This window comes from Nocardia anaemiae NBRC 100462, assembly GCF_001612725.1.
In the GTDB taxonomy this organism is placed as follows: domain Bacteria; phylum Actinomycetota; class Actinomycetes; order Mycobacteriales; family Mycobacteriaceae; genus Nocardia; species Nocardia anaemiae.
In genome coordinates this window covers 81,662-100,377 of the sequence record NZ_BDAZ01000012.1, presented here as the reverse complement: position 1 = coordinate 100,377, position 18,716 = coordinate 81,662, and the positions used below count along the sequence as shown (strand labels likewise).

Genomic DNA, 18,716 nt, shown 5'->3' with positions numbered 1-18,716 from the left:
GTCTGCGTCGCGGGCGGGCTCCATCGACACGAACCGAATGCTCCTGCGAGTATTGAGCGCATGGGTTCACCGGATGCCACCCCCGCGGACGGGGACGGGGAGACGCAGAGCGCGATTCCCACACAGACCGAAGTGCTCGTGGTCGGTGCCGGTCCGGCCGGATCGGCGGCCGCCGCTTGGGCCGCGCGGGCGGGTCGCGATGTCCTGCTCCTCGATTCCGCCGTCTTCCCACGTGACAAGACCTGCGGCGATGGACTCACTCCGCGCGCGACCGCCGAATTGGAGCACCTAGGGCTCGGCGATTGGCTGCGTGCGCACACCGTGAACCACGGCTTGCGCATGACGGGTTTCGGTCGCGAGGCCCTGCTGCCGTGGCCGGGCGGTTCCTTCCCGACGTATGGAAGTGCCGTTCCCCGAACCGAACTCGACGACAAGCTGCGTGAGACAGCCGTCAAGTCCGGGGCCAGGATGCTGGATGGCACGAAAGTGATCGATGTCATCCGCGACGGTGATCGCGTCACCGGTGTGACGGTGAAGACCGCGCAGGGGTCCCATTCGATCGGATGCAAGACTCTCGTCGTCGCCGACGGTGTGCGCTCCCCGATCGGCAAATTGCTCGGTCGCACCTGGCATCGGCAGTACGCCTATGGCACCGCGGCCCGCGCCTACATCAAGTCCGCGCGCAGCGACGACCAGTGGATCACTTCGCATCTGGAGCTGCGCAATGCCGATGGCGAGTTGGTGCCCGGCTACGGCTGGGTGTTCCCGCTGGGCAATGGCGAGGTGAATATCGGCGTCGGCTCGTTGGCCACCGAGAAGCGACCCTCGCATATCGCGCTGAAACCGCTGCTGGAGCACTACACCTCGTTGCGTCGCGAGGAGTGGCGGTTCGAGGGTTCGCTGCGGGCGGTCGCCTCCGCGCTGCTGCCGATGGGCGGGGCGGTATCGAATGTCGCGGGCCGCAATTGGGTGCTGATCGGCGACGCCGCGGGCTGTGTGAATCCGCTCAACGGCGAGGGCATCGATTACGGACTGGAGGGCGGGCACATGCTCGCCGAACTGCTGGACGAACCGGACCTCACGAAGGTGTGGCCGGAGCTCTTGCGGGCCAGGTACGGGCGGACGTTCTCGGTGGCGCGGCGGATCGCCGGTCTGGCGACACACCCGCGGATGGTGCCGATGGGCGGGCCGCCGGTGATGCGGTCGAAATATCTGCAGCGCACCGCGGTTCGGGTGATGGGCAATCTGGTCACCGATGAGGATCTGGATCTGACGGCCAGGGCCTGGCGGGCCGCGGGCCGGGCGTCCTACCGATTCGACGAACTCGCCCCCTTCACCTGAGATGACCGGTCTGCCCGCGCTCTACCTACTTCCGCATCTGCGGCGGGCGCGGGATCTCGCGGATCGCAACTACGCCGAGCCGTTGAATCTGGACGAATTGGCCGCTGCCGCAGGGGTTTCGAAGTATCACTTCCTGCGCGCTTTCGCGGCGGTGTACGGCGTGACGCCCGCGGCGTATCTGGCCGAGCGACGGATCGAGCGGGCGCAGGATTATCTGCGGGCCACCAACCTCACCGTGACCGAGGTCTGCATGCTGGTCGGGTACAGCAGTCTCGGGTCGTTCAGCAGTAAGTTTCGCCAGCTCGTCGGAGTGACCCCCTCGGAGTATCAGGCCAAATTCGCGGATGGCGCGCCGCGGATTCCCGGCTGTTATGTGTTCATGCACCGGCTCTCGGATCGCAAGCCGCGCGATTGAGGCGCAACTGTTCGCACGGCTCAGCAATTTCGGAGAAGCGCCCGGGTCGGCGCGTTTCCTAGCCTTTGGGCATGACTATTACGAATGTCTCGCTGGTCACCGTGTACGTCACCGACCAGGACGCGGCCAAGCAGTGGTACACCGAGAAGCTGGGGTTCGTCGAGCGCACCGATGTGACGATGGGCGACAACGGATTCCGCTGGGTCAGCGTGGCACATCCCGATCATCCTGAACTCGAGATCACCCTGATGATTCCGGGACCGCCGTTGGATGAGAATCTCGCCGATGCCATCCGCAGGGCCCTGGCCAATGGCACCCACGGCGCGCTCGGCCTGAAGACCGACGATTGCCAGAAGACCTTCGAGGAATTGACCGCCAAGGGTGTGGAGTTCATCCAGCCGCCCGCCGAACGCCCCTACGGCACCGAGGCGATCATCCGGGACAACTCCGGCAACTGGCTGGTGCTGGTGGAGCCCAAGGAATTCAGCCCGGAGGATTTCGCCGGATAGCCGACGCGCCCGATCCGCCCCGGCTTTCGCCGGGGCATTCGGAACAGATCAGGCGCTCGCCTGCCCGGCGAACCACGCCTCGATATGTTTGCGCTCGCTCTTGAGCACCCGGTGGTGCAACTGCTCGGCGAGCGGCTCGATGGCACCCCCGACCAGCGGAACCTTCACCTGCACGGTGCCGACCACCTCGATCTCGGACCCCTCGGCGGTCGGACGCAGCTCGTAAGTGCCCGACATTTCGCTGTTGATGCCGCCGGTGACGCCCGCGAAGGTGCCCTTGGCGATTTCGCCGTCCAATGCCTGCCAGTTGTCGGTGCGCGAGAGCACCAATTCGCTCTTGAGTACCTTGCTCACGATGCCGGGAACCTTGTCATCGCTTGCCTTTTCGGTCATATGAATGCGAATGGTGCCCGCACCCTCCGGATGCGAAAGTTCGAGTGTGGCGGTCTGCGCACCGGCGAACCGGGACTGCCAGACGTCATCGGTGGTGAGTGCCCGGTGAAGATCTTCGACCGGGACGGCGTAGGGCACGGTGAAGCTGAATTTTCGGGACATGGGCGCACACGGTATCGGAGGCGGCAAGTAGCCTGTTGTGGTGTCGGAAACCAGCCAGTCTGAAAGGCGTTCGAACCGCCTGCGGCGGGCCAAGATCGGGGTACTGACAGCGGCCGTCTTCCTCAGCGCCCTCGTCGTGCTGCTGGTGCTCGCCGCCTGGCGCAACGACTATCTGATCAGCTCCGACAAGGGCGTGACCTCGGCCGAGGTGCTCTCGGCCGGGCGGCTGCGTTCGGCGGTCATCTATGTCACACCGGACGGGAAGACGCACAATCCGAAGGTCGGGGTGCTGTATCCGACCAACCTCACCGCGGGTGAGCGGATCAATGTGGAGTACAGCCGCAAGGATCCGGATCTGGTCCGGGTGGCCGGACGTGACGTGCGGGTCGCGATTCAGCCCGCGCTGTCGGTGATTCTGGTGGTGTGGGTGGTCACGCTGCCCACGCTGTGGCTGCTGCTGCGGGCACAACGCCGCACGCCTGGTCCGGTGAACGGACCGCGCGCGGCGGCCGGTGCCGCCTGAGGCGGCCAGCCCCGACAGTTCGCCGGATCTTTGCGTATCGGTCATGTCGACGTGGCGGCGTGGCGCGTTGCGCGGGTCAACCTGGGATGGTGCGAGTAGCCATCGTTTCGGAGTCGTTCCTGCCGAATATGAACGGCGTCGTCAATTCCGTACTCCGGGTGCTGGACCACCTGGATCAGCATGGGCACGAGGCGCTGGTGATCGCGCCGGATACGCCTTACGGGCTGCCCGCCGCCGAGCGGCGCTACAAACGCTTCCCGGTGCATCGGGTACCGGCGGTGATGGTGCCGAAGGTCAGTTCGCTGCCGGTCGGCCTGCCGCAGCCCGGAATCACCGCCGCGATCGACGAATTCGATGCCGATGTGGTGCATCTGGCCTCGCCGTTTCTGCTCGGCGCCGGTGGCCTCGGTGCGGCGATGCGGTTGGATCTGCCGACAGTCGCGATCTATCAGACCGATGTGGCCGGTTTCGCGAAGAGTTATGGGCTCGGGCTGGCCAGTCGCGCGGCCTGGGCTTGGACGCGACGGATTCATGAGGGCGCGACACGGACGCTGGCACCGTCGCGCGCGGCGGCCGAGGATCTGGCTCGGCACGGTATTCCGCGGGTGCACCGCTGGGGTCGCGGTGTCGATATCGGCCGGTTCACGCCGTCGGCGAAGCGGCACGAGCTGCGGGCCTCTTGGTCGCGGGGGCAGGAAAAGCTGCTGGTGGGGTTCGTCGGGCGGCTGGCACCGGAGAAGCATGTGGAGCGGCTCGCGGTGCTCGGCGGCGATCCGGGGATCCAGCTGGTCATCGTGGGAGACGGGCCGGAGCGGGCCCGGTTGGCGCGGATGATGCCCACCGCGATCTTCACCGGTGAACTCGGCGGTGCCGAACTGGCGCAGGCGTACGCGAGCCTGGATGTGATGGTGCACGCGGGTGAGCACGAAACGTTCTGTCAGGGCGTGCAGGAGGCGCTGGCCGCCGGGGTGCCGGTGATCGGGCCGGACGCGGGTGGACCGCGGGATCTGATCGCGCACTGCCGCAACGGCTACCTGCTGCCGGTAGATCGCTTCGCCGAGCTGCTCCCAAGTGCGGTTGCGGCCCTTCGTGATCCGCTATTGCGGGCGCGATTCGCCGCGGCCGCCCGCAAGTCGGTGCTGCACCGGACCTGGTCCGCCATCTGCACCGAATTGCTGGGCCACTACGCCGATGTCACCGGGATTCGGACCCGGTTGCCGCACACCGCGTGATCCACCATCGTGTGAGTTTCGCGACCCGCGAAAGCTGGTGACCACGGAAAAACAGGCGTATCCGCTGCTGGGACATATTGTCTGGGCCAGTTCGGCGCGGGAGTCTCGCCCCGCATGTGTTACGCGCGGTAGGTTCGGGGCGTGGCGAAAACAGAGCAGCGCGAACCGGTTCGGGCCTCGCTGGACAAGCAGCCGCACGAGGTCGCGTCGATGTTCGACGGGGTCGCGAAGCGGTACGACCTGACCAACACCGTCATCTCCTTGGGACAGGACCGATATTGGCGCTGGGCGGTGCGGAAGGCCGTCGCGCCGCGGCCGGGTGAGCGGGTGCTCGACCTCGCCGCGGGCACCGGCCTTTCGACGCTGGACCTGGCGAAATCCGGCGCCTGGTGTCTGGCGGCCGACTTCTCCCAGGGCATGCTCGCCGCGGGCAAATCCCGCGATGTGCCGAAGGTGGCCGCCGATGCGACCGCACTGCCGTTCGCCGACGATTCGTTCGACGCGGTGACCATCTCCTACGGTCTGCGCAATATCTCCGAGACCGATACCGCGCTGCGCGAAATGCTGCGGGTCACCAAGCCGGGCGGGCGGATGGTGATCTGCGAGTTCTCGACGCCGATCGTGCCGGTCTTCAGCACCATCTATCTGGAATACCTGATGAAGGCGCTGCCGAAGGTCGCGGTGGCGGTGAGCAGTAATCCGGATGCCTACGTCTACCTCGCCGAATCCATCCGGGCCTGGCCGAATCAGCGGCAGTTGGCGCTGCGGATCGCCGATGCGGGCTGGTCGTCGGTGAAATGGCGCAATCTGACCGGCGGCATCGTCGCGCTGCACCGCGCTTATAAACTGGGCTGATCGCCGAATCGGACTGCGCACCTGGTCGCGGCATATTTTCGTGTCGCACGCCACACCTCACGGGTGAATTTCGGCGCGGTGAGGTCAATTGTCATCTGCCGATAACGTTGGGTAAATCGGCCGCAATCGGCGATGCGCATGATCGGTGGCATGACCGATGCAGGCACCGACCGCGCGAGCACCGCCAGAACGGCGTGTTCGTACTGCGGCGTCGGTTGCGGCATCGTCGTCGAGACCCGCGCGGGCGCGGACGGTGCGCCGGTCATCGCCAAGGTGCGCGGCGACAAACTGCACCCGACCAATGCGGGCCGCCTGTGCACCAAGGGTGCGACCCACCAGGAGTTGATGGCGACGCCGGGGCGGATGGAGACCGCGTACCGGCGGCCCGAGCGCGGTCAGGTGCCGGTACCGGTGCCCGTCGACGAGGCGGTGCACGAGGTAGCCACCCGGCTGCGGGCGATCCTGGACGAACACGGGCCCGACGCCATCGCGTTGTATGTCTCCGGGCAGATGTCGCTGGAGGCCCAGTACCTGGCGACCAAGTTGGCCAAGGGATATCTGCGGACCAAGCACATCGAGGCCAATTCCCGACTGTGCATGGCCAGCGCCGGGACCGGCTACAAGCAGTCGCTCGGCGCGGACGGGCCGCCCGGCTCCTATGACGACTTCGAACACGCCGATCTCTTCTTCGTGATCGGCGCGAATATGGCCGACTGCCATCCGATTCTCTATCTGCGCATGATCGACCGGGTCAAGGCCGGGGCGAAGCTGATCGTGGTCGATCCGCGACGCACCGATACCGCGGCGCGGGCCGATCTGTTCCTGCAGATCGCACCGGGTACCGATCTCGCCCTGCTCAACGGGCTATTGCACCTGCTCGTCGAGAACGGCGATATCGACGCGGACTTCATCGCCGAGCACACCGAAGGATGGGCGGCGATGCCCGAATTCCTCGCCGACTACCCGCCGAACCAGGTCGCCGCGATCACCGCGCTGGCCGAGGCCGATATCCGCACGGCGGCGCGCTGGATCGGCGAGGCCGGTGAATGGATGTCGCTGTGGACCATGGGACTGAACCAGTCCACCCACGGCACCTGGAACACCAACGCGCTCTGCAACCTGCACCTCGCCACCGGGACGATCTGCCGTCCGGGCAGCGGGCCGTTCTCGCTGACCGGTCAGCCGAATGCCATGGGCGGGCGCGAAATGGGTTATATGGGTCCTGGTTTGCCCGGGCAGCGCAGTCTGCTCTCCCCCGCCGACCGCGCCTTCGTGGAGACCGCATGGGGTGTCGAACCCGGCACGCTGCGTACCGAGTCCGGGCCGGGCACGATCGAGATGTTCCGCGAGCTGTCCGAGGGACAGATCAAGGCCGCCTGGATCATCTGCACCAATCCCGTTGCCACCGTTGCCAACCGGAAGACGGTCATCGGCGGGCTGGAGGCGGCCGAGCTGGTCATCGTGCAGGATGCCTACACCGATACCGCGACCAACTCCTATGCCGACATTCTGCTGCCCGCAACGCTGTGGGCCGAAGCCGATGCGGTGATGGTGAATTCCGAGCGCAATGTCACGTTGCTGCAGCGCTCGATGGATCCGATCGGCGATGCGCGCCCGGACTGGCTGTTGATCGCGCAGGTGGCCACCGCGATGGGTTTCGAAGGCTTCGAATACGCCTCCAGTGCCGAGGTTTTCGACGAACTCAAGCAGTTCGCCAATCCGGCCACCGGATACGACCTGCGTGGCATGAGCTACCAGCGGTTGCGCGAGGGGCCGATGCAGTGGCCGTGCGCCGAATCCGACCGCGCGCGCAACCCGATCCGCTACCTCAATGACGGTGTCAGCCAGGAACTTTTCGTCGACGATGCCGGGCGCAGGCCCCGACTCGCGTTCGCGACGCCGAGCCGTCGCGCGGTGTTCTGGCCGCGCCCGCATATGGCGGCGGACGAAATGCCCGACGACGACTACCCGTTCACGCTGAACACCGGCCGCTTGCAGCATCAGTGGCACACCATGACCAAGACCGGCAAGATCGACAAGCTGACCAAGTTGACCGGGCAGCCGTTCGTCGAGGTGCATCCCGAGGATGCCGAACGGCTCGGGGTCGAAGCGGGTGACCAGCTCGAAATCGCCTCCCGGCGTGGGCGAGCGGTGCTGCCGGTGCAGATCAGCGACCGGGTGCGGCCCGGCGACTGCTTCGCGCCGTTCCATTGGAATGACGAGCAGGGCGAATATCTGACGATCAATGCCGTCACCAATGACGCGGTGGATCCGGACTCGTTGCAGCCCGAATTCAAGGCGTGCGCGGTGTCGTTACGGCAGGTCGCGGTGATGCCGAAAACAGCCGAGATCCCTCCGACGGCAGTGCCGGAAACCGCCGCGAACCATGGCGCGCACCCGCTGGCGGTCATGCTCGGGCTCGACGCGGGCACCGCCCCGACGCTCAGTGAGACCGAGCGGATCTATCTCGCCGGATATCTCTCTGCGCTGCAATCCATTCCGGTGACGGGGCAGCCGGTGCTGCCCGAATCCGCACCGCTGGCCGAGCACAGTCGATTGTGGATCGATGGGCTGTTGGCCGGTATGTATTCGCGAACCGCGGCAACCGAATCCGCGCCCGCCGATAGTGTTCCCGAGGAACCGGCCCGGCCGATCACCGTGCTGTGGGCCTCACAGACCGGCACGGCCGAAGAGTTCGCGGCGGCGACGGCCGAGCGCCTGGCCGAATCCGGTTTCGTGCCACGGCTGATCGATATGGACTCGTGCGAACTCGACGAGCTCAACGGCGATGTGCTGGTGATCAGCAGCACCTTCGGCGACGGCGGCCCGCCGGATAACGGCGCCGACTTCTGGGAACGCCTGGACGACAGCGTGATCCGGTTGACCGGCATGCGGTACGCGGTATTCGCACTCGGCGACTCCTCCTATGACGACTTCTGCGGCCACGGTCGCAAACTGGACGCGAAACTGACCGAGCGCGGGGCTACCCGCCTGCTCGCCCGTGTCGACAGCGAACCCGATTACGAGCAAGCGGCGACGCGCTGGCTCGACGAGGTGCTCACCGCACTCGACGGCGGTGCGCCCGAGGTGAATCCGTCCGGGCCGGTCGGAACTCCGAAGCCCGCGCGGTCCTTCGGTGCCACCATGGTGCTGCCCCGCACCGCGCCGCCGCTCGGCCGGAACCAGCGGCCCGGCCCGGCACCGTTCACCCGCAATGCCCCGGTGACCGCACCGCTGGTACGCAATGAACCGCTCTCGCATGCCGGTTCGACGAAAGAAGTACGCCAGTTCGGCTTCGACTTGCGCGGGCTGAAGGCGAGCTACGAGGTCGGCGATTCGCTAGGGGTATGGCCGACGAACAGCGAATCGATGGTCGCTGAATGGCTCGGGAGCACCGGATTGGACGGCCGTCGAATAATCGAACTCGACGACCAGGAACTGCCGCTGGCCCAGGCGCTGCGCACCCGTTACGACATTACGAAGGTCAGCCACGATCTGCTCACCTTCATCGCCGAACGCAACCCCAATAACCGGCTGGCGAAACTGCTGCGCCGCGATAATCGCAATGAACTCGACAACTACCTGTGGGACCGGCAGGCCGTCGATGTGCTGCGCGACTTCCCGGTGCGCGCCGATCTCGTCGAATGGCTCGGCACGCTGAAAAAGTTACAGCCGCGCCAGTATTCGATTTCGTCGAGTCCGCTGGTCAGTCCCGATGAAGTGCAGCTCACCGTGGGTGTCGTCCGATACGGCGATCCCGCCGCGACCGGATCCGCCGCGCGCCGCGGCGGGGTGTGCTCGACCTTCCTCGCCGACCGCGCCGACGCCGCCGCATCCGCGGTGCCGATCTTCCTGCAGCGCGCACCGCATTTCCGGCCGCCGCTCGATCCGACCACCCCGATGATCATGGTCGGCCCCGGCACCGGCATCGCGCCCTTCCGCGGCTTCCTGCAGGAACGTCGCGCCCTCGGCTGCAGCGGCCGCAACTGGCTGTTCTTCGGCGATCAGCATGCCGCCCAGAACTTCTACTACCGCGCGGAATTGGAGGATATGTTCCGCTCGGGCTTCCTCACCCGACTCGATCTGGCCTTCTCCCGCGACCAGCGCGAGCGGATCTACGTGCAGCACCGGATGATCGAGCACGGGGCCGAGCTGTGGTCCTGGCTGCGCGACGGCGCACACTTCTATGTGTGCGGTGATGCCGCGCGCATGGCCAAGGATGTCGACGACACCCTGCTGACCATTGCCAGGATCCACGGCAAGCTCGACGAGGACGGGGCGCTGGCGTTCCGGAAGCAGCTGGTCGCCGAGAAGCGATACGTTCGCGACGTGTACTGAGCGCACATTCGGCGTCCCGATCCCGATCGCCTCACACCGCGGGAGCGCTCAACCGGGCAAAATCCGGCAGCCGGTAATACGGGTAGTAGGGATAGGCCGGGGTCGTCGCGCTGACCTTGTCGAGGCGGGCGATCTGCTCGGCGTCGAGTTCCCAGCCGATCGCGCCGAGGTTCTGACGCAGCTGCTCGGCATTGCGTGCGCCGACGATAACGGTCGACACCGTCGGACGGCGCAGCAGCCAGTTGAGCGCGATCTGCGGGACGGTCTTGCCGGTCTCGGCGGCGAGTTCGTCGAGGACGTCGACCACGTCGTAGAGCTTGTCGTCATCGACCGGCGGACCCGCCTCGGCGGTCCGATGCAGGCGGCTGCCTTCCGGAAGTGCTCGGCCACGACGGATTTTCCCGGTCAGCCTGCCCCAGCCGAGCGGGCTCCACACCACCGCGCCGACGCCCTGGTCCAGGCCGAGCGGCATGAGTTCCCATTCGTAGTCGCGGCCGACGAGCGAGTAGTACACCTGGTGTGCGACGTAGCGGGTCAGGCCGTGCCGATCCGCCGCGGCAAGGGATTTCATGAGCTGCCAGCCCGCGAAGTTGGAGGCGCCGAGATAGCGGATCTTGCCCGCGCGCACCAGATCATCCAGTGCCGCAAGGACTTCCTCGACCGGGGTGTATGCGTCGAAGGCGTGCAGTTGGAACAGGTCGATGTAGTCCGTGCCGAGCCTGCGCAGCGCACCCTCGACCGCCTTGATCAGGCGTGCACGGCCGGAACCCGCGTCGAACGGCCCCGGACCGGTCGGCAAGCTCGCCTTGGTGGACAGCAGCACTTGGTCGCGCCTGCCCTTGATGGCCGCGCCGAGTACCTCCTCGGAGGTGCCGTCGGAATAGACATCGGCCGTGTCGAACATGGTGACGCCCGCGTCCAGGCTGATATCGACAAGTCGGCGCGCCTGCTCCGCATCGGTATCGCCCCACGCGCTGAACAGCTCGCCACGCCCGCCGAAGGTGCCCGCGCCGAAGCTCAACGCCGGGACGAGCAGACCTGATGCGCCGAGCCGCCGGTACTCCATGATGACTCCTAAAGGGTCTATAGTTCCGTTAATGATTCGAACCATACACCTGTCGCGCCGTAAATGAAACTGGAGTTCCGTTATGGAGTCTGACAACGCCGTTCCCGGCTCGGTTCGCCCTGGTGGCCGCACTGCCCGCGTCCGCGAGGCCGTGCTGCAGGCCGCGGGCGATCTGCTCGCCGAGCGCGGTTTCGCGCACCTGGATCTGACCGAGGTCGCGGCGCGCGCGGAGGTCGGCAAGACCACGGCCTACCGACGCTGGCGCAACTCCACCGGACTCGTCGCCGACCTGCTCGTCGATATGGCCGAACAATCGCTGCCGCACGCGGATACCGGCTCGCTGCTCGGCGATCTCACCGCCAACGCCCGCCTGGTCGCCAAAACCCTCACCGACCCACGCCAAGGCAAGCTCTTCCAGGCCGTCATCGCCGCCGCCACCCGCGACGAAACCGCCGCGGCAGCCCTGCGCCGCTTCTACGACATCCGCCTTACCGAATGGACACCCTGCATCGAGGCCGCCATCGCCCGCGGCGAAATCCCCGAAAACACCGACCCCCGCGCCGTCCTCACGGCCGTCTCGGCCCCCCTCTACTACCACCTCCTCGCCAGCGGCGACCCCATCGACGACGCAACCGCCCGCACCGCCGCCACAGCCGCCACCCAAGCCGCCACAGCGGGCATCTTCATCTCGACGCGGCACTAGCTTTCGGATGCCTGGCGGTCGGTTTGGGCTCGGTGGACTTCAAGGGCGGTGCGTAGGAAGTCGAGGATTAGTTCGAGTTGGTCGGAGTTGTAGCGGGCCAAGGCTTTTGCGCCCGCTCGGCCGACGGGGCCGAAGATTTCAGCCGCTGTCGCTTGCGCAGCCTCGGTGGCTTCGACCAGGACGCGGCGACGGTTGGCCGGATCCTGGCCGCGGGTGACGAATCCGGCGCGGGCGAGTCGATCGATGACGGTGGTGGTCGCGGCGGGACTCAGTTTGAGCTGGGCACTCAGCTCACCCGCCGCGAGTGGGCCGCGACCGAGGACGACGTCGAGGCAGCGAGTATCGGTGCGATTGAGACCGAGACGGGTGGCGACGGCCTCATCGAAGGCATCGAAGCTCTCCTGCAGCAAGCGCAGCTGCATACCGATCTCACCGATGAGTTCATCTTTCGACATTCGAAGCTTTCTGTTATCGTATATTTCGTTCATCGAAACGATAGCACAGAAAGAGCTCAGTGCCATGAACGAGACCATCGATCGCGCCAGCACCGACGACGCGCAACTGAGCGCGGTTTTCCAACAGGTCATGCAGACCTGGACCGATAACGATGCCGCGGCATTCGGCGCGCTGTTCACCGACGACTCCGATTACGTGTCCTACGACGGCACCCGAGCGATCGGCCGAACGGAACACCAGGCCAACCACGACAAGCTCTTTCGCGGCGTGCTCGCCGGTTCGGCCCTTGTCGGCGAATTGGAGTCGATCCGATACGTGACGCCGGATGTCGCGATTCTGCACGGAACCGCGTCGGTGCTGATGCCGTGGCGGTCGCGACTGCCCGAGCGTCGCCTGTCGCGGCAGACCTTGGTGCTGGTGCGGACCCCCGAGGGGTGGCGGATCACCGCGATTCACAATGGCCGGGTGCGCCCGGTCACGGTTCCGGAGCCGGATTCGTTCCCGGCCAGGATGTCTCAGCTGATGGCCCGTATCGCACGCAAGCTCGGCCTCGGCCGGAAATGATCAGCGGGACCAGGCGGGGTCGCGGCCGGTGAGTCCGACGATGCGGTCCAGGAGTGGGGCGTTTTCGGGGACTCGGATGACCGGACCGAACATGCCCGGGGTGCCCTCGGGCGGTGTGTCCCTGAGGAATTCGAGCAGGACGGCCAGGTGGGCCGGGTCGACTCCGGTTGCTGACCGATAGCGCGGGCGAGATCCCAAGTGTGCACCACGATTTCGTCCAGTGCGATGGTGGCCATGACGACCGCCGGGGCCGATACGCCGCCCGCTTCGGTTTCGCCGTCCCAGGCCGCCGGATCGCGCCAGGCCTCGACCAGTGCCTTCAGCTGGGCCGGAATGCGGGAGCGCCAGTCGGCGGGCAGGGCGGTCTCCGGGCCGACGGCGGGCGGGACCGAGCGGCCGACCGCTTCCTTGGTCGCGGCCTGCCGGAAGGCCTCGGTCAGTCCGATGACGTGGGCGAGCAGGTCGCGCACGCTGGTGTCGGCGCAGGGCGTCGGCGCGGTGAGCTGATCGTCGGCAATGGCACCGACCACCGCCTCCAGAGCGGTGGCGGCCGGTTCGAGATCAAAATTCGGGTGCATCGGTTCCTCCTCGGCAACGGACGTTATCGATTGAGACGGGGCGCGCCAACGGAATTCATCGGTGCCGCGATCCGGTAGGTCTTCCCGTCGCCGTCTATCGCAACCAAGTCGTAGCGGCGAAAGGTGCTGGAAAAGCGGAGAATTGGTAGATGAAGGGCGATCGAGTGGAGATCGTCGTCGATTTCGGCGACGGGTCTCGCAGTTATGAAGTGGCCGCGACGCGGGCCGGGCGCAAGGTCGAGGTGCGCATCGCGCGGGGCGTGGTCGAGGTCAGCGAAGTGACCCGAACGGGCGTGGCGGTGCGGACGGCGCGGTTCATGGCGGGGCGCACATTGGCGCTCGTCGAATTCCCGGCGAATGGTTCGGGTCCGGTCGACGGCGAGTAGCGGGCGGGTTGCCGCGCGGCCCGAGCAGGGGCATTCTCAACAGTGTTGGACTGTTGTCTGCCTGCGCCTGTGTGATTTTGCAGCAATGGGTATTCACTCGATGGAGCACCGGATACCAACCGGAAAGCCTGCGCGGAGAGGAGTGAACGATGACTGACCCCAGCACGTCCCGCACTCTGGACGAGGTCCCGGAGGCCGACCTCGTCGAGCAATCCCTCGTCGCGTATCCGCAGGATCAGGCATTTACCGATGACGCGGCCGACGAGAGCACCGAACGCGATCTCGCGGCGGCCGTCGATCGAGATGCCTTCGAGGCCAATCCGGCCGATATCGTCGAACAGTCGATCCCGGTGCCGCTCGATGACGATCGCGATTCCGAGCCGGAGTACTGATCGGCGCATCGCGAACGGCTGAAGGCGGGCCGAAAAGCGCACGCTCAGAGCCGGTTCACGGCGCGATCTTGGCCCGCACGGTCGCGTGCAATTCCCGCAGACTGGAACGCTCGGTGGCGACCTCGAGCACCCGCAACCCGTGCGCATGCCCGGCCAGCTCGATCGCGAGCTGCTCGGTATCGACCTGCCGGTGCGGAATCCGGTAGGCGGCACACAGCGCGGCCAAATCCATCCCGTGCGGCGTACCGAAGACCCGCTCGAAAACACCGGCGTACTGCGGATCGCCCTGTTCCAGGAGTTCGAAGATGCCCCCGCCGTCGTCATTGGCGACCACGATGGTCAGATCGGCGGGGCGCGGTTCGCCGCGGCCGATGAGCAGGCCGGAGGCGTCGTGCAGGAAGGTGAGGTCACCGATCAACGCGATGGTGCGGCCGGTGTGGTGCAGTGCCGCGCCCACGGCGGTGGAAACGGTGCCGTCGATACCGGCCACCCCGCGATTGGACAGCACCCGGACACCCGGCCGCGGATGCGAAACAAGGGCCGCGTCACGCACCGGATTGGAGGCGCCGAGCAGCAGCTGGTCGCCCTCGCGCAGTGCGTCCATCACCACCGCGGCCACGTGCAGCCCGGTCGGCTTCGGATGGTTGGCCAGTTCCGCGCGCACGACCTGTGCCGCCTTCGCGTCGAGTTCGCGGCAGTGCGCGAGCCAGTCCGAACTCGGCGCACCCGTGATCACCGCCCTGGTTCCAGTGCCGACCACATTGCCGGAAACATCGGGCCAGCGCGGACCGGTGGTGAGCGCGTAGACGGTGACGGCCGGATCGGCCAGCACCTTCGCGACCTGACGATGCAGCGTCGGCCGCCCGGTAATGATCGCCTGCCGCGGCTTCAGCAGCGGCAAGGCCAGCGGATGCAGCGACGGACCGTGCATCGGGGCCGTTGGTTCGGCCACCGTCGGCAGTTCCGCCAGTTCCGGCCGAAATCCGGCGCCGTGGCCGGAGATGACGACCGTATCGGGGGTCAGGTCGAGGTCGAGCGGCACGTCGAGGGTCGCGTACCGGGTGGATGTCCACGCCTCGCCGCCGGGACGGCCCTGTGGCACCCACTCGTCCGGCAGGTGATCGGGCACCAGCGGCTCGCGCAGCGGAATATCGAAATGCACCGGCCCCGCATTGCCGGAACGGGTGCCGCGGGCCGCGGCGAGTACCCGGCAGACGGCCGAACGCCACTGGCTGTTCTGCTGGCCGTAGGGCACGCCGTCGTCGGTACCGGCTTCGGCTTCCTCCTCGGCGAGTCCGAGGCTGATCGAGGCCCGGACCTGGCTACCGAACAGCCCGAATTGTTCGACGGTCTGATTGGCGCCGGAACCGAGCATCTCGTACGGCCGGTTGGCGCTGAGCACCACGAGCGGCACCCGGGCGTAGTTCGCCTCCAGCACCGCAGGGCCCAGATTGGCGACGGCGGTTCCCGAGGTCATCACCACCGGCACCGGCAGTCGGCTGGCGATGGCGAGACCGATGGCCAGGAAGCCCGCGGTTCGCTCGTCGATGCGCATATGCAGGCGGAGTCGGCCCGCCGCATCGGCCGCCTGCAGTGCGAATGCCAGGGGCGCGTTGCGCGACCCCGGACATAGCACGACATCCCGCACACCCCCACGCGCGAGTTCGTCAACGACCACTTGCGCCTGCGCTGTAGACGGGTTCACGCCTCCAGCCTCTCAGACAGTAGCTTCGACGTCTTCGTCAGCCTGCTCACAATGGCACCTCGCCAACGGTCGGCACCATTGTGCCCAGCGGGCGCTGTGCCATCGATTCGCTCGCCGTGCTCACGCACGCGATCGGGGATTTGCCGCCCGCGTCCACCACCGGACGCGGGCGGCTGGCATGCGCCGCAGATCGATGATCCGCATCAGCACAGCGAATCGATGTGCGGTGCAAGCTCAGGCGTGCCGCTGCACCAGGTCGCCGAGCCGGGGCAGGGCCTCGATGACGTTCTTCTTAGCCGAGGAACGCATCGACGAGTAGACCTTCTGCAGCGCAGGACGGGTCGAGGCCTCGGCACGCGCGTCGGTCACCGAAAGCAAAGCCTCGGCGACCTCATCCGACTTGGCGACCAGCAGGTCGGCGAACTTGCCGGACCCGGTCGCCGTGTATTCCTGCCAGAACGGCTCCAGCTGCGCTACGAGCTTGGGCGCCAAGGACTCCAGCGCGTCCGGCACGATGGACGGGCTGATCTTCTTGACCGCCGCGTAGCCACCCTTGACGGCCAGGCCCGACGCACCACCCTTGTCCGACACCTCGGCGTCCAGAACCTCCTTGGCATCGGCAAGGAAGGCCGAGCGCTTTGCGTCGTCGAGCAGGGATTCAGACAGTGCTGCAACCACTTTCAGGTTCCTCCGGGATCGATGTCGATGAACGAGCGCACGTCACTATACGCATTGGTGCGCGCAGTCACACGGCACTCATCCAGCTACGGCTGCCACGGCAGCAATTGGACCATCAATCCTTCACAATCCGCGAGGACAATGCCCTGCTCATCGACCAGTTCCGCGGTGATGAAGGTCTTGCGCCCTTCGATGCGATCTACCCGACCCCGCACGGTCAGCGGCGTCTGCAACGGAGTGATCTTGCGGTAGTTCACATGCAGATAGGCGGTGCGGCTGATCGGTCGTCCGGCGTAATGCACGATCATGCCGAGCAGATCGTCGAACAGCAGTGGCAGCACGCCGCCGTGTGCCGCGCCGTTGCCACCGAGGTGGAAGCGACGGAATTCACCGGTCATCACGATGCCGTCGGGTCCGGCCTCGACCACCTGCCACGGCAGCAGCAAAAGGCTGCCGCGCCCGGGCAATTCGACCGCGCGGCCCGCCGGGCCCTGGAGTTCGGGTGCGCGATAGGGCTCGAGCAGATCGATGAGTTCGCGGGTGCGGTCGAGTGCCTCGCCGTAGATCTCGTCGGGGGCGTCCACGGAGACGACCAGATCCTGCAGTGTGCGCATGGCCTCGACGAACGGGCCGAAGTTGGCACCGACTCGGGCATGGGAGACCTTGGGGAAGCCGCCGTGACTCTCGTACCGGGTTTCGTCCACCGCGCTGTTGTCGATGCGCGGACCGGACCGCCCGCCAGCGGTTTCTGAAACCCGTTTCACTGCCTCGCGCCCTCCCGTCGCCCGACCGCCGCCCCTCATCGAATCGCTTCGCGATGCTCTACTCACACCTGCACGGTATCGCGTTGTTTTACACCGTCAAGTCGTACCGTCGAGTAATGCCATCGCGACCATAGGAGTTCGCATGGAAGTCGCTGGCATCCACAACATCGGAGGGGGCAATAATCACAGGGGTGACGTTCAATCCGAAGCTGTGGCGGCCCGTTCCGGGATTCGAGAACCTGACTGACATCACCTATCACCGGCACATCGAACAGGGCACCGTCCGGGTGGCCTTCGACCGGCCGGAGGTGCGCAACGCGTTCCGTCCCCATACGGTCGACGAGCTCTACCGCGCGCTCGATCACGCCAGGATGACCCCGGACGTCGGCGCGGTGCTGATCACCGGCAACGGCCCGAGCCCCAAGGACGGCGGCTGGGCCTTCTGTTCCGGCGGCGACCAGCGCATTCGCGGCCGCAGCGGCTACCAGTACGCCGACGGCGAGACCGCGGACACCGTCGATCAGGCGCGCGCGGGCCGCCTGCACATCCTCGAGGTGCAGCGACTGATCCGGTTCATGCCGAAGGTGGTCATCGCGCTGGTCAACGGCTGGGCCGCGGGCGGCGGGCACAGTCTGCACGTGGTCTGCGATCTGACCCTGGCCAGCCGCGAGCACGCCAGGTTCAAGCAGACCGACGCAGATGTCGGCAGCTTCGACGGCGGTTACGGCAGCGCGTATCTGGCGAAAATGGTCGGCCAGAAATTCGCCAGGGAAATCTTCTTCCTCGGCCGCCCCTACACCGCCGAGGAAATGCATCAGATGGGCGCGGTGAACAAGGTCGTCGATCACGCCGAACTGGAAAACGTCGCGCTGGAGTGGACCGCCGATATCAACGGCAAATCACCGCAGGCACAGCGCATGTTGAAGTACGCGTTCAATCTGCTCGACGACGGTCTGGTCGGTCAGCAGCTCTTCGCCGGTGAGGCCACCCGGATGGCATACATGACCGATGAGGCGGTCGAGGGCCGCGACGCCTTCCTCGAAAAACGCAAGCCGGACTGGACCCCCTACCCCTGGTACTTCTGATGGACATCCTCAGCAGCCGGGTCATCCTGCGGCCCGCCGACTACCAGGCGACCCTCGCGTTCTACCGCGACGGCCTCGGCTTGGCGATCGCGCGCGAATATCCGGGCGGCACGGTTTTCTTCGCTGGACAGTCGCTGGTCGAAGTTGCCGCGCACGGCGGATCGGGCAAATCGACCACCTTCGAAGGCGCGCTCTGGCTGCAGGTTCGCGACATTTCGGACGCGGCGGCGGAGTGCGCGCTGAAGGGGATCCGCATCGAGCGGGAACCGGTGCGCGAGCCGTGGGGACTGATCGAAATGTGGGTGCGCGATCCGGACGGGGTGCCGATCGTCTTGGTCGAAGTTCCCGCCGAGCATCCGATCCGACGGGATTCGCGCTGGTCACCAGACTGATCGCGACAGTAGCGGCGGCGCGGTCGGTCCGGCTCGAGTTGCCAACGCCGACACCGGCGAGGACGATAACGCACGGATGGCCACCCGACCGCCGACGTCCGGGCGACCATCGTTGAGTACCGTCCTCCGAGTGAATCGCAGTCTCGATGTCCGGCGTACCTGACTTCTCCTCCCCTGAC

Annotated in this window: 20 protein-coding genes; 13 read left to right on the top strand and 7 right to left on the bottom strand. The window is 66.6% G+C overall.

Annotation, left to right across the window (positions count from 1 at the left end; translation table 11 throughout):
- Positions 1-60: 60 nt before the first annotated feature.
- From NA5_RS08715 to NA5_RS08705, 3 genes are all read left to right on the top strand, one after another.
- The gene (locus tag NA5_RS08715; protein WP_062983792.1) at positions 61-1,341 is read left to right on the top strand and encodes a geranylgeranyl reductase family protein; all 1,281 of its coding nucleotides are present in this window, start codon (positions 61-63) and stop codon (positions 1,339-1,341) included.
- Between the two features lies 1 nt (position 1,342).
- A complete protein-coding gene (locus tag NA5_RS08710; RefSeq protein ID WP_062983790.1) occupies positions 1,343-1,756 on the top strand; it encodes a helix-turn-helix transcriptional regulator in 414 nt (137 codons plus the stop codon).
- A 71-nt stretch (positions 1,757-1,827) separates the two neighbouring features.
- Positions 1,828-2,265, top strand: a complete 438-nt coding sequence (locus NA5_RS08705) for a VOC family protein (RefSeq protein WP_062983788.1) — start codon at positions 1,828-1,830, stop codon at positions 2,263-2,265.
- 48 nt (positions 2,266-2,313) lie between these two features.
- Here NA5_RS08705 and NA5_RS08700 read toward each other — a convergent pair whose 3' ends face one another.
- Entirely contained in the window at positions 2,314-2,820 is a 507-nt protein-coding gene (locus tag NA5_RS08700; RefSeq protein WP_062983786.1) for a DUF2505 domain-containing protein, read from the bottom strand.
- Between the two features lie 40 nt (positions 2,821-2,860).
- Here NA5_RS08700 and NA5_RS08695 point away from each other — a divergent pair, with 40 nt between their 5' ends.
- The 4 genes from NA5_RS08695 to NA5_RS08680 all read left to right on the top strand — a co-directional run bounded on the left by NA5_RS08695 (position 2,861) and on the right by NA5_RS08680 (position 9,768).
- Positions 2,861-3,343, top strand: a complete 483-nt coding sequence (locus NA5_RS08695; RefSeq protein WP_062984011.1) for a DUF3592 domain-containing protein — start codon at positions 2,861-2,863, stop codon at positions 3,341-3,343.
- Positions 3,344-3,432: 89 nt separating this feature from the next.
- Positions 3,433-4,575, top strand: coding sequence for a glycosyltransferase family 4 protein (locus tag NA5_RS08690; protein ID WP_084483986.1), 1,143 nt, complete (start codon positions 3,433-3,435; stop codon positions 4,573-4,575).
- Positions 4,576-4,716: 141 nt separating this feature from the next.
- The gene (locus tag NA5_RS08685) at positions 4,717-5,430 is read left to right on the top strand and encodes a demethylmenaquinone methyltransferase (protein ID WP_062983783.1); all 714 of its coding nucleotides are present in this window, start codon (positions 4,717-4,719) and stop codon (positions 5,428-5,430) included.
- 150 nt (positions 5,431-5,580) lie between these two features.
- Positions 5,581-9,768: a bifunctional nitrate reductase/sulfite reductase flavoprotein subunit alpha gene (locus tag NA5_RS08680; RefSeq protein WP_062984007.1), complete on the top strand. Its 4,188-nt coding sequence runs from the start codon at positions 5,581-5,583 to the stop codon at positions 9,766-9,768.
- Positions 9,769-9,799: 31 nt separating this feature from the next.
- Here NA5_RS08680 and NA5_RS08675 read toward each other — a convergent pair whose 3' ends face one another.
- Positions 9,800-10,834 carry an aldo/keto reductase gene (locus NA5_RS08675; protein ID WP_062983781.1) on the bottom strand — a complete coding sequence of 345 codons (1,035 nt, stop codon included), beginning with the start codon at positions 10,832-10,834 and terminating at the stop codon, positions 9,800-9,802.
- 82 nt (positions 10,835-10,916) lie between these two features.
- On the opposite strand from NA5_RS08675, the gene NA5_RS08670 reads away from it, so the two are divergent.
- A complete protein-coding gene (locus tag NA5_RS08670) occupies positions 10,917-11,537 on the top strand; it encodes a TetR/AcrR family transcriptional regulator (RefSeq protein WP_062983778.1) in 621 nt (206 codons plus the stop codon).
- On the opposite strand, the gene NA5_RS08665 is transcribed toward NA5_RS08670, so the two are convergent.
- On the bottom strand, positions 11,534-11,992 hold the full coding sequence (locus NA5_RS08665) for a MarR family winged helix-turn-helix transcriptional regulator (RefSeq protein ID WP_062983776.1): 459 nt from the start codon (positions 11,990-11,992) through the stop codon (positions 11,534-11,536). The two genes, NA5_RS08670 and NA5_RS08665, sit on opposite strands and share 4 nt — an antisense overlap.
- A gap of 64 nt (positions 11,993-12,056) precedes the next feature.
- Here NA5_RS08665 and NA5_RS08660 point away from each other — a divergent pair, with 64 nt between their 5' ends.
- Complete coding sequence (locus NA5_RS08660) at positions 12,057-12,557, top strand: SgcJ/EcaC family oxidoreductase (protein WP_062983775.1); 501 nt, start codon at positions 12,057-12,059, stop codon at positions 12,555-12,557.
- Here the strand turns inward: NA5_RS08660 and NA5_RS08655 are convergent.
- On the bottom strand, positions 12,509-13,135 hold the full coding sequence (locus tag NA5_RS08655; RefSeq protein WP_245672151.1) for a TIGR03086 family metal-binding protein: 627 nt from the start codon (positions 13,133-13,135) through the stop codon (positions 12,509-12,511). The genes NA5_RS08660 and NA5_RS08655 overlap by 49 nt on opposite strands.
- A gap of 149 nt (positions 13,136-13,284) precedes the next feature.
- Between NA5_RS08655 and NA5_RS08650 the strand changes: the two genes are divergently transcribed.
- Together NA5_RS08650 and NA5_RS08645 are read left to right on the top strand one after the other, a co-directional pair.
- Positions 13,285-13,521 (top strand): DUF8836 family protein, encoded by a 237-nt coding sequence (locus NA5_RS08650; RefSeq protein WP_062983773.1) that lies wholly within the window; start codon positions 13,285-13,287, stop codon positions 13,519-13,521.
- A gap of 149 nt (positions 13,522-13,670) precedes the next feature.
- Positions 13,671-13,913: an Rv3202a family protein gene (locus tag NA5_RS08645; RefSeq protein ID WP_062983771.1), complete on the top strand. Its 243-nt coding sequence runs from the start codon at positions 13,671-13,673 to the stop codon at positions 13,911-13,913.
- Positions 13,914-13,968: 55 nt separating this feature from the next.
- On the opposite strand, the gene menD is transcribed toward NA5_RS08645, so the two are convergent.
- The 3 genes from menD to NA5_RS08630 all read right to left on the bottom strand — a co-directional run bounded on the left by menD (position 13,969) and on the right by NA5_RS08630 (position 17,015).
- Positions 13,969-15,618 carry a 2-succinyl-5-enolpyruvyl-6-hydroxy-3-cyclohexene-1-carboxylic-acid synthase gene (gene menD, locus NA5_RS08640; protein ID WP_062983769.1) on the bottom strand — a complete coding sequence of 550 codons (1,650 nt, stop codon included), beginning with the start codon at positions 15,616-15,618 and terminating at the stop codon, positions 13,969-13,971.
- Positions 15,619-15,852: 234 nt separating this feature from the next.
- On the bottom strand, positions 15,853-16,296 hold the full coding sequence (locus tag NA5_RS08635) for a DUF6918 family protein (RefSeq protein ID WP_062983767.1): 444 nt from the start codon (positions 16,294-16,296) through the stop codon (positions 15,853-15,855).
- Between the two features lie 86 nt (positions 16,297-16,382).
- Entirely contained in the window at positions 16,383-17,015 is a 633-nt protein-coding gene (locus NA5_RS08630; RefSeq protein WP_062984005.1) for a PaaI family thioesterase, read from the bottom strand.
- Between the two features lie 236 nt (positions 17,016-17,251).
- On the opposite strand from NA5_RS08630, the gene NA5_RS08625 reads away from it, so the two are divergent.
- Together NA5_RS08625 and NA5_RS08620 are read left to right on the top strand one after the other, a co-directional pair.
- Positions 17,252-18,145 carry a 1,4-dihydroxy-2-naphthoyl-CoA synthase gene (locus NA5_RS08625; protein WP_040696142.1) on the top strand — a complete coding sequence of 298 codons (894 nt, stop codon included), beginning with the start codon at positions 17,252-17,254 and terminating at the stop codon, positions 18,143-18,145.
- Positions 18,145-18,537, top strand: coding sequence for a VOC family protein (locus NA5_RS08620; protein WP_062983765.1), 393 nt, complete (start codon positions 18,145-18,147; stop codon positions 18,535-18,537). Before NA5_RS08625 ends, NA5_RS08620 begins: the two co-directional genes overlap by 1 nt.
- Positions 18,538-18,716: the final 179 nt, after the last annotated feature.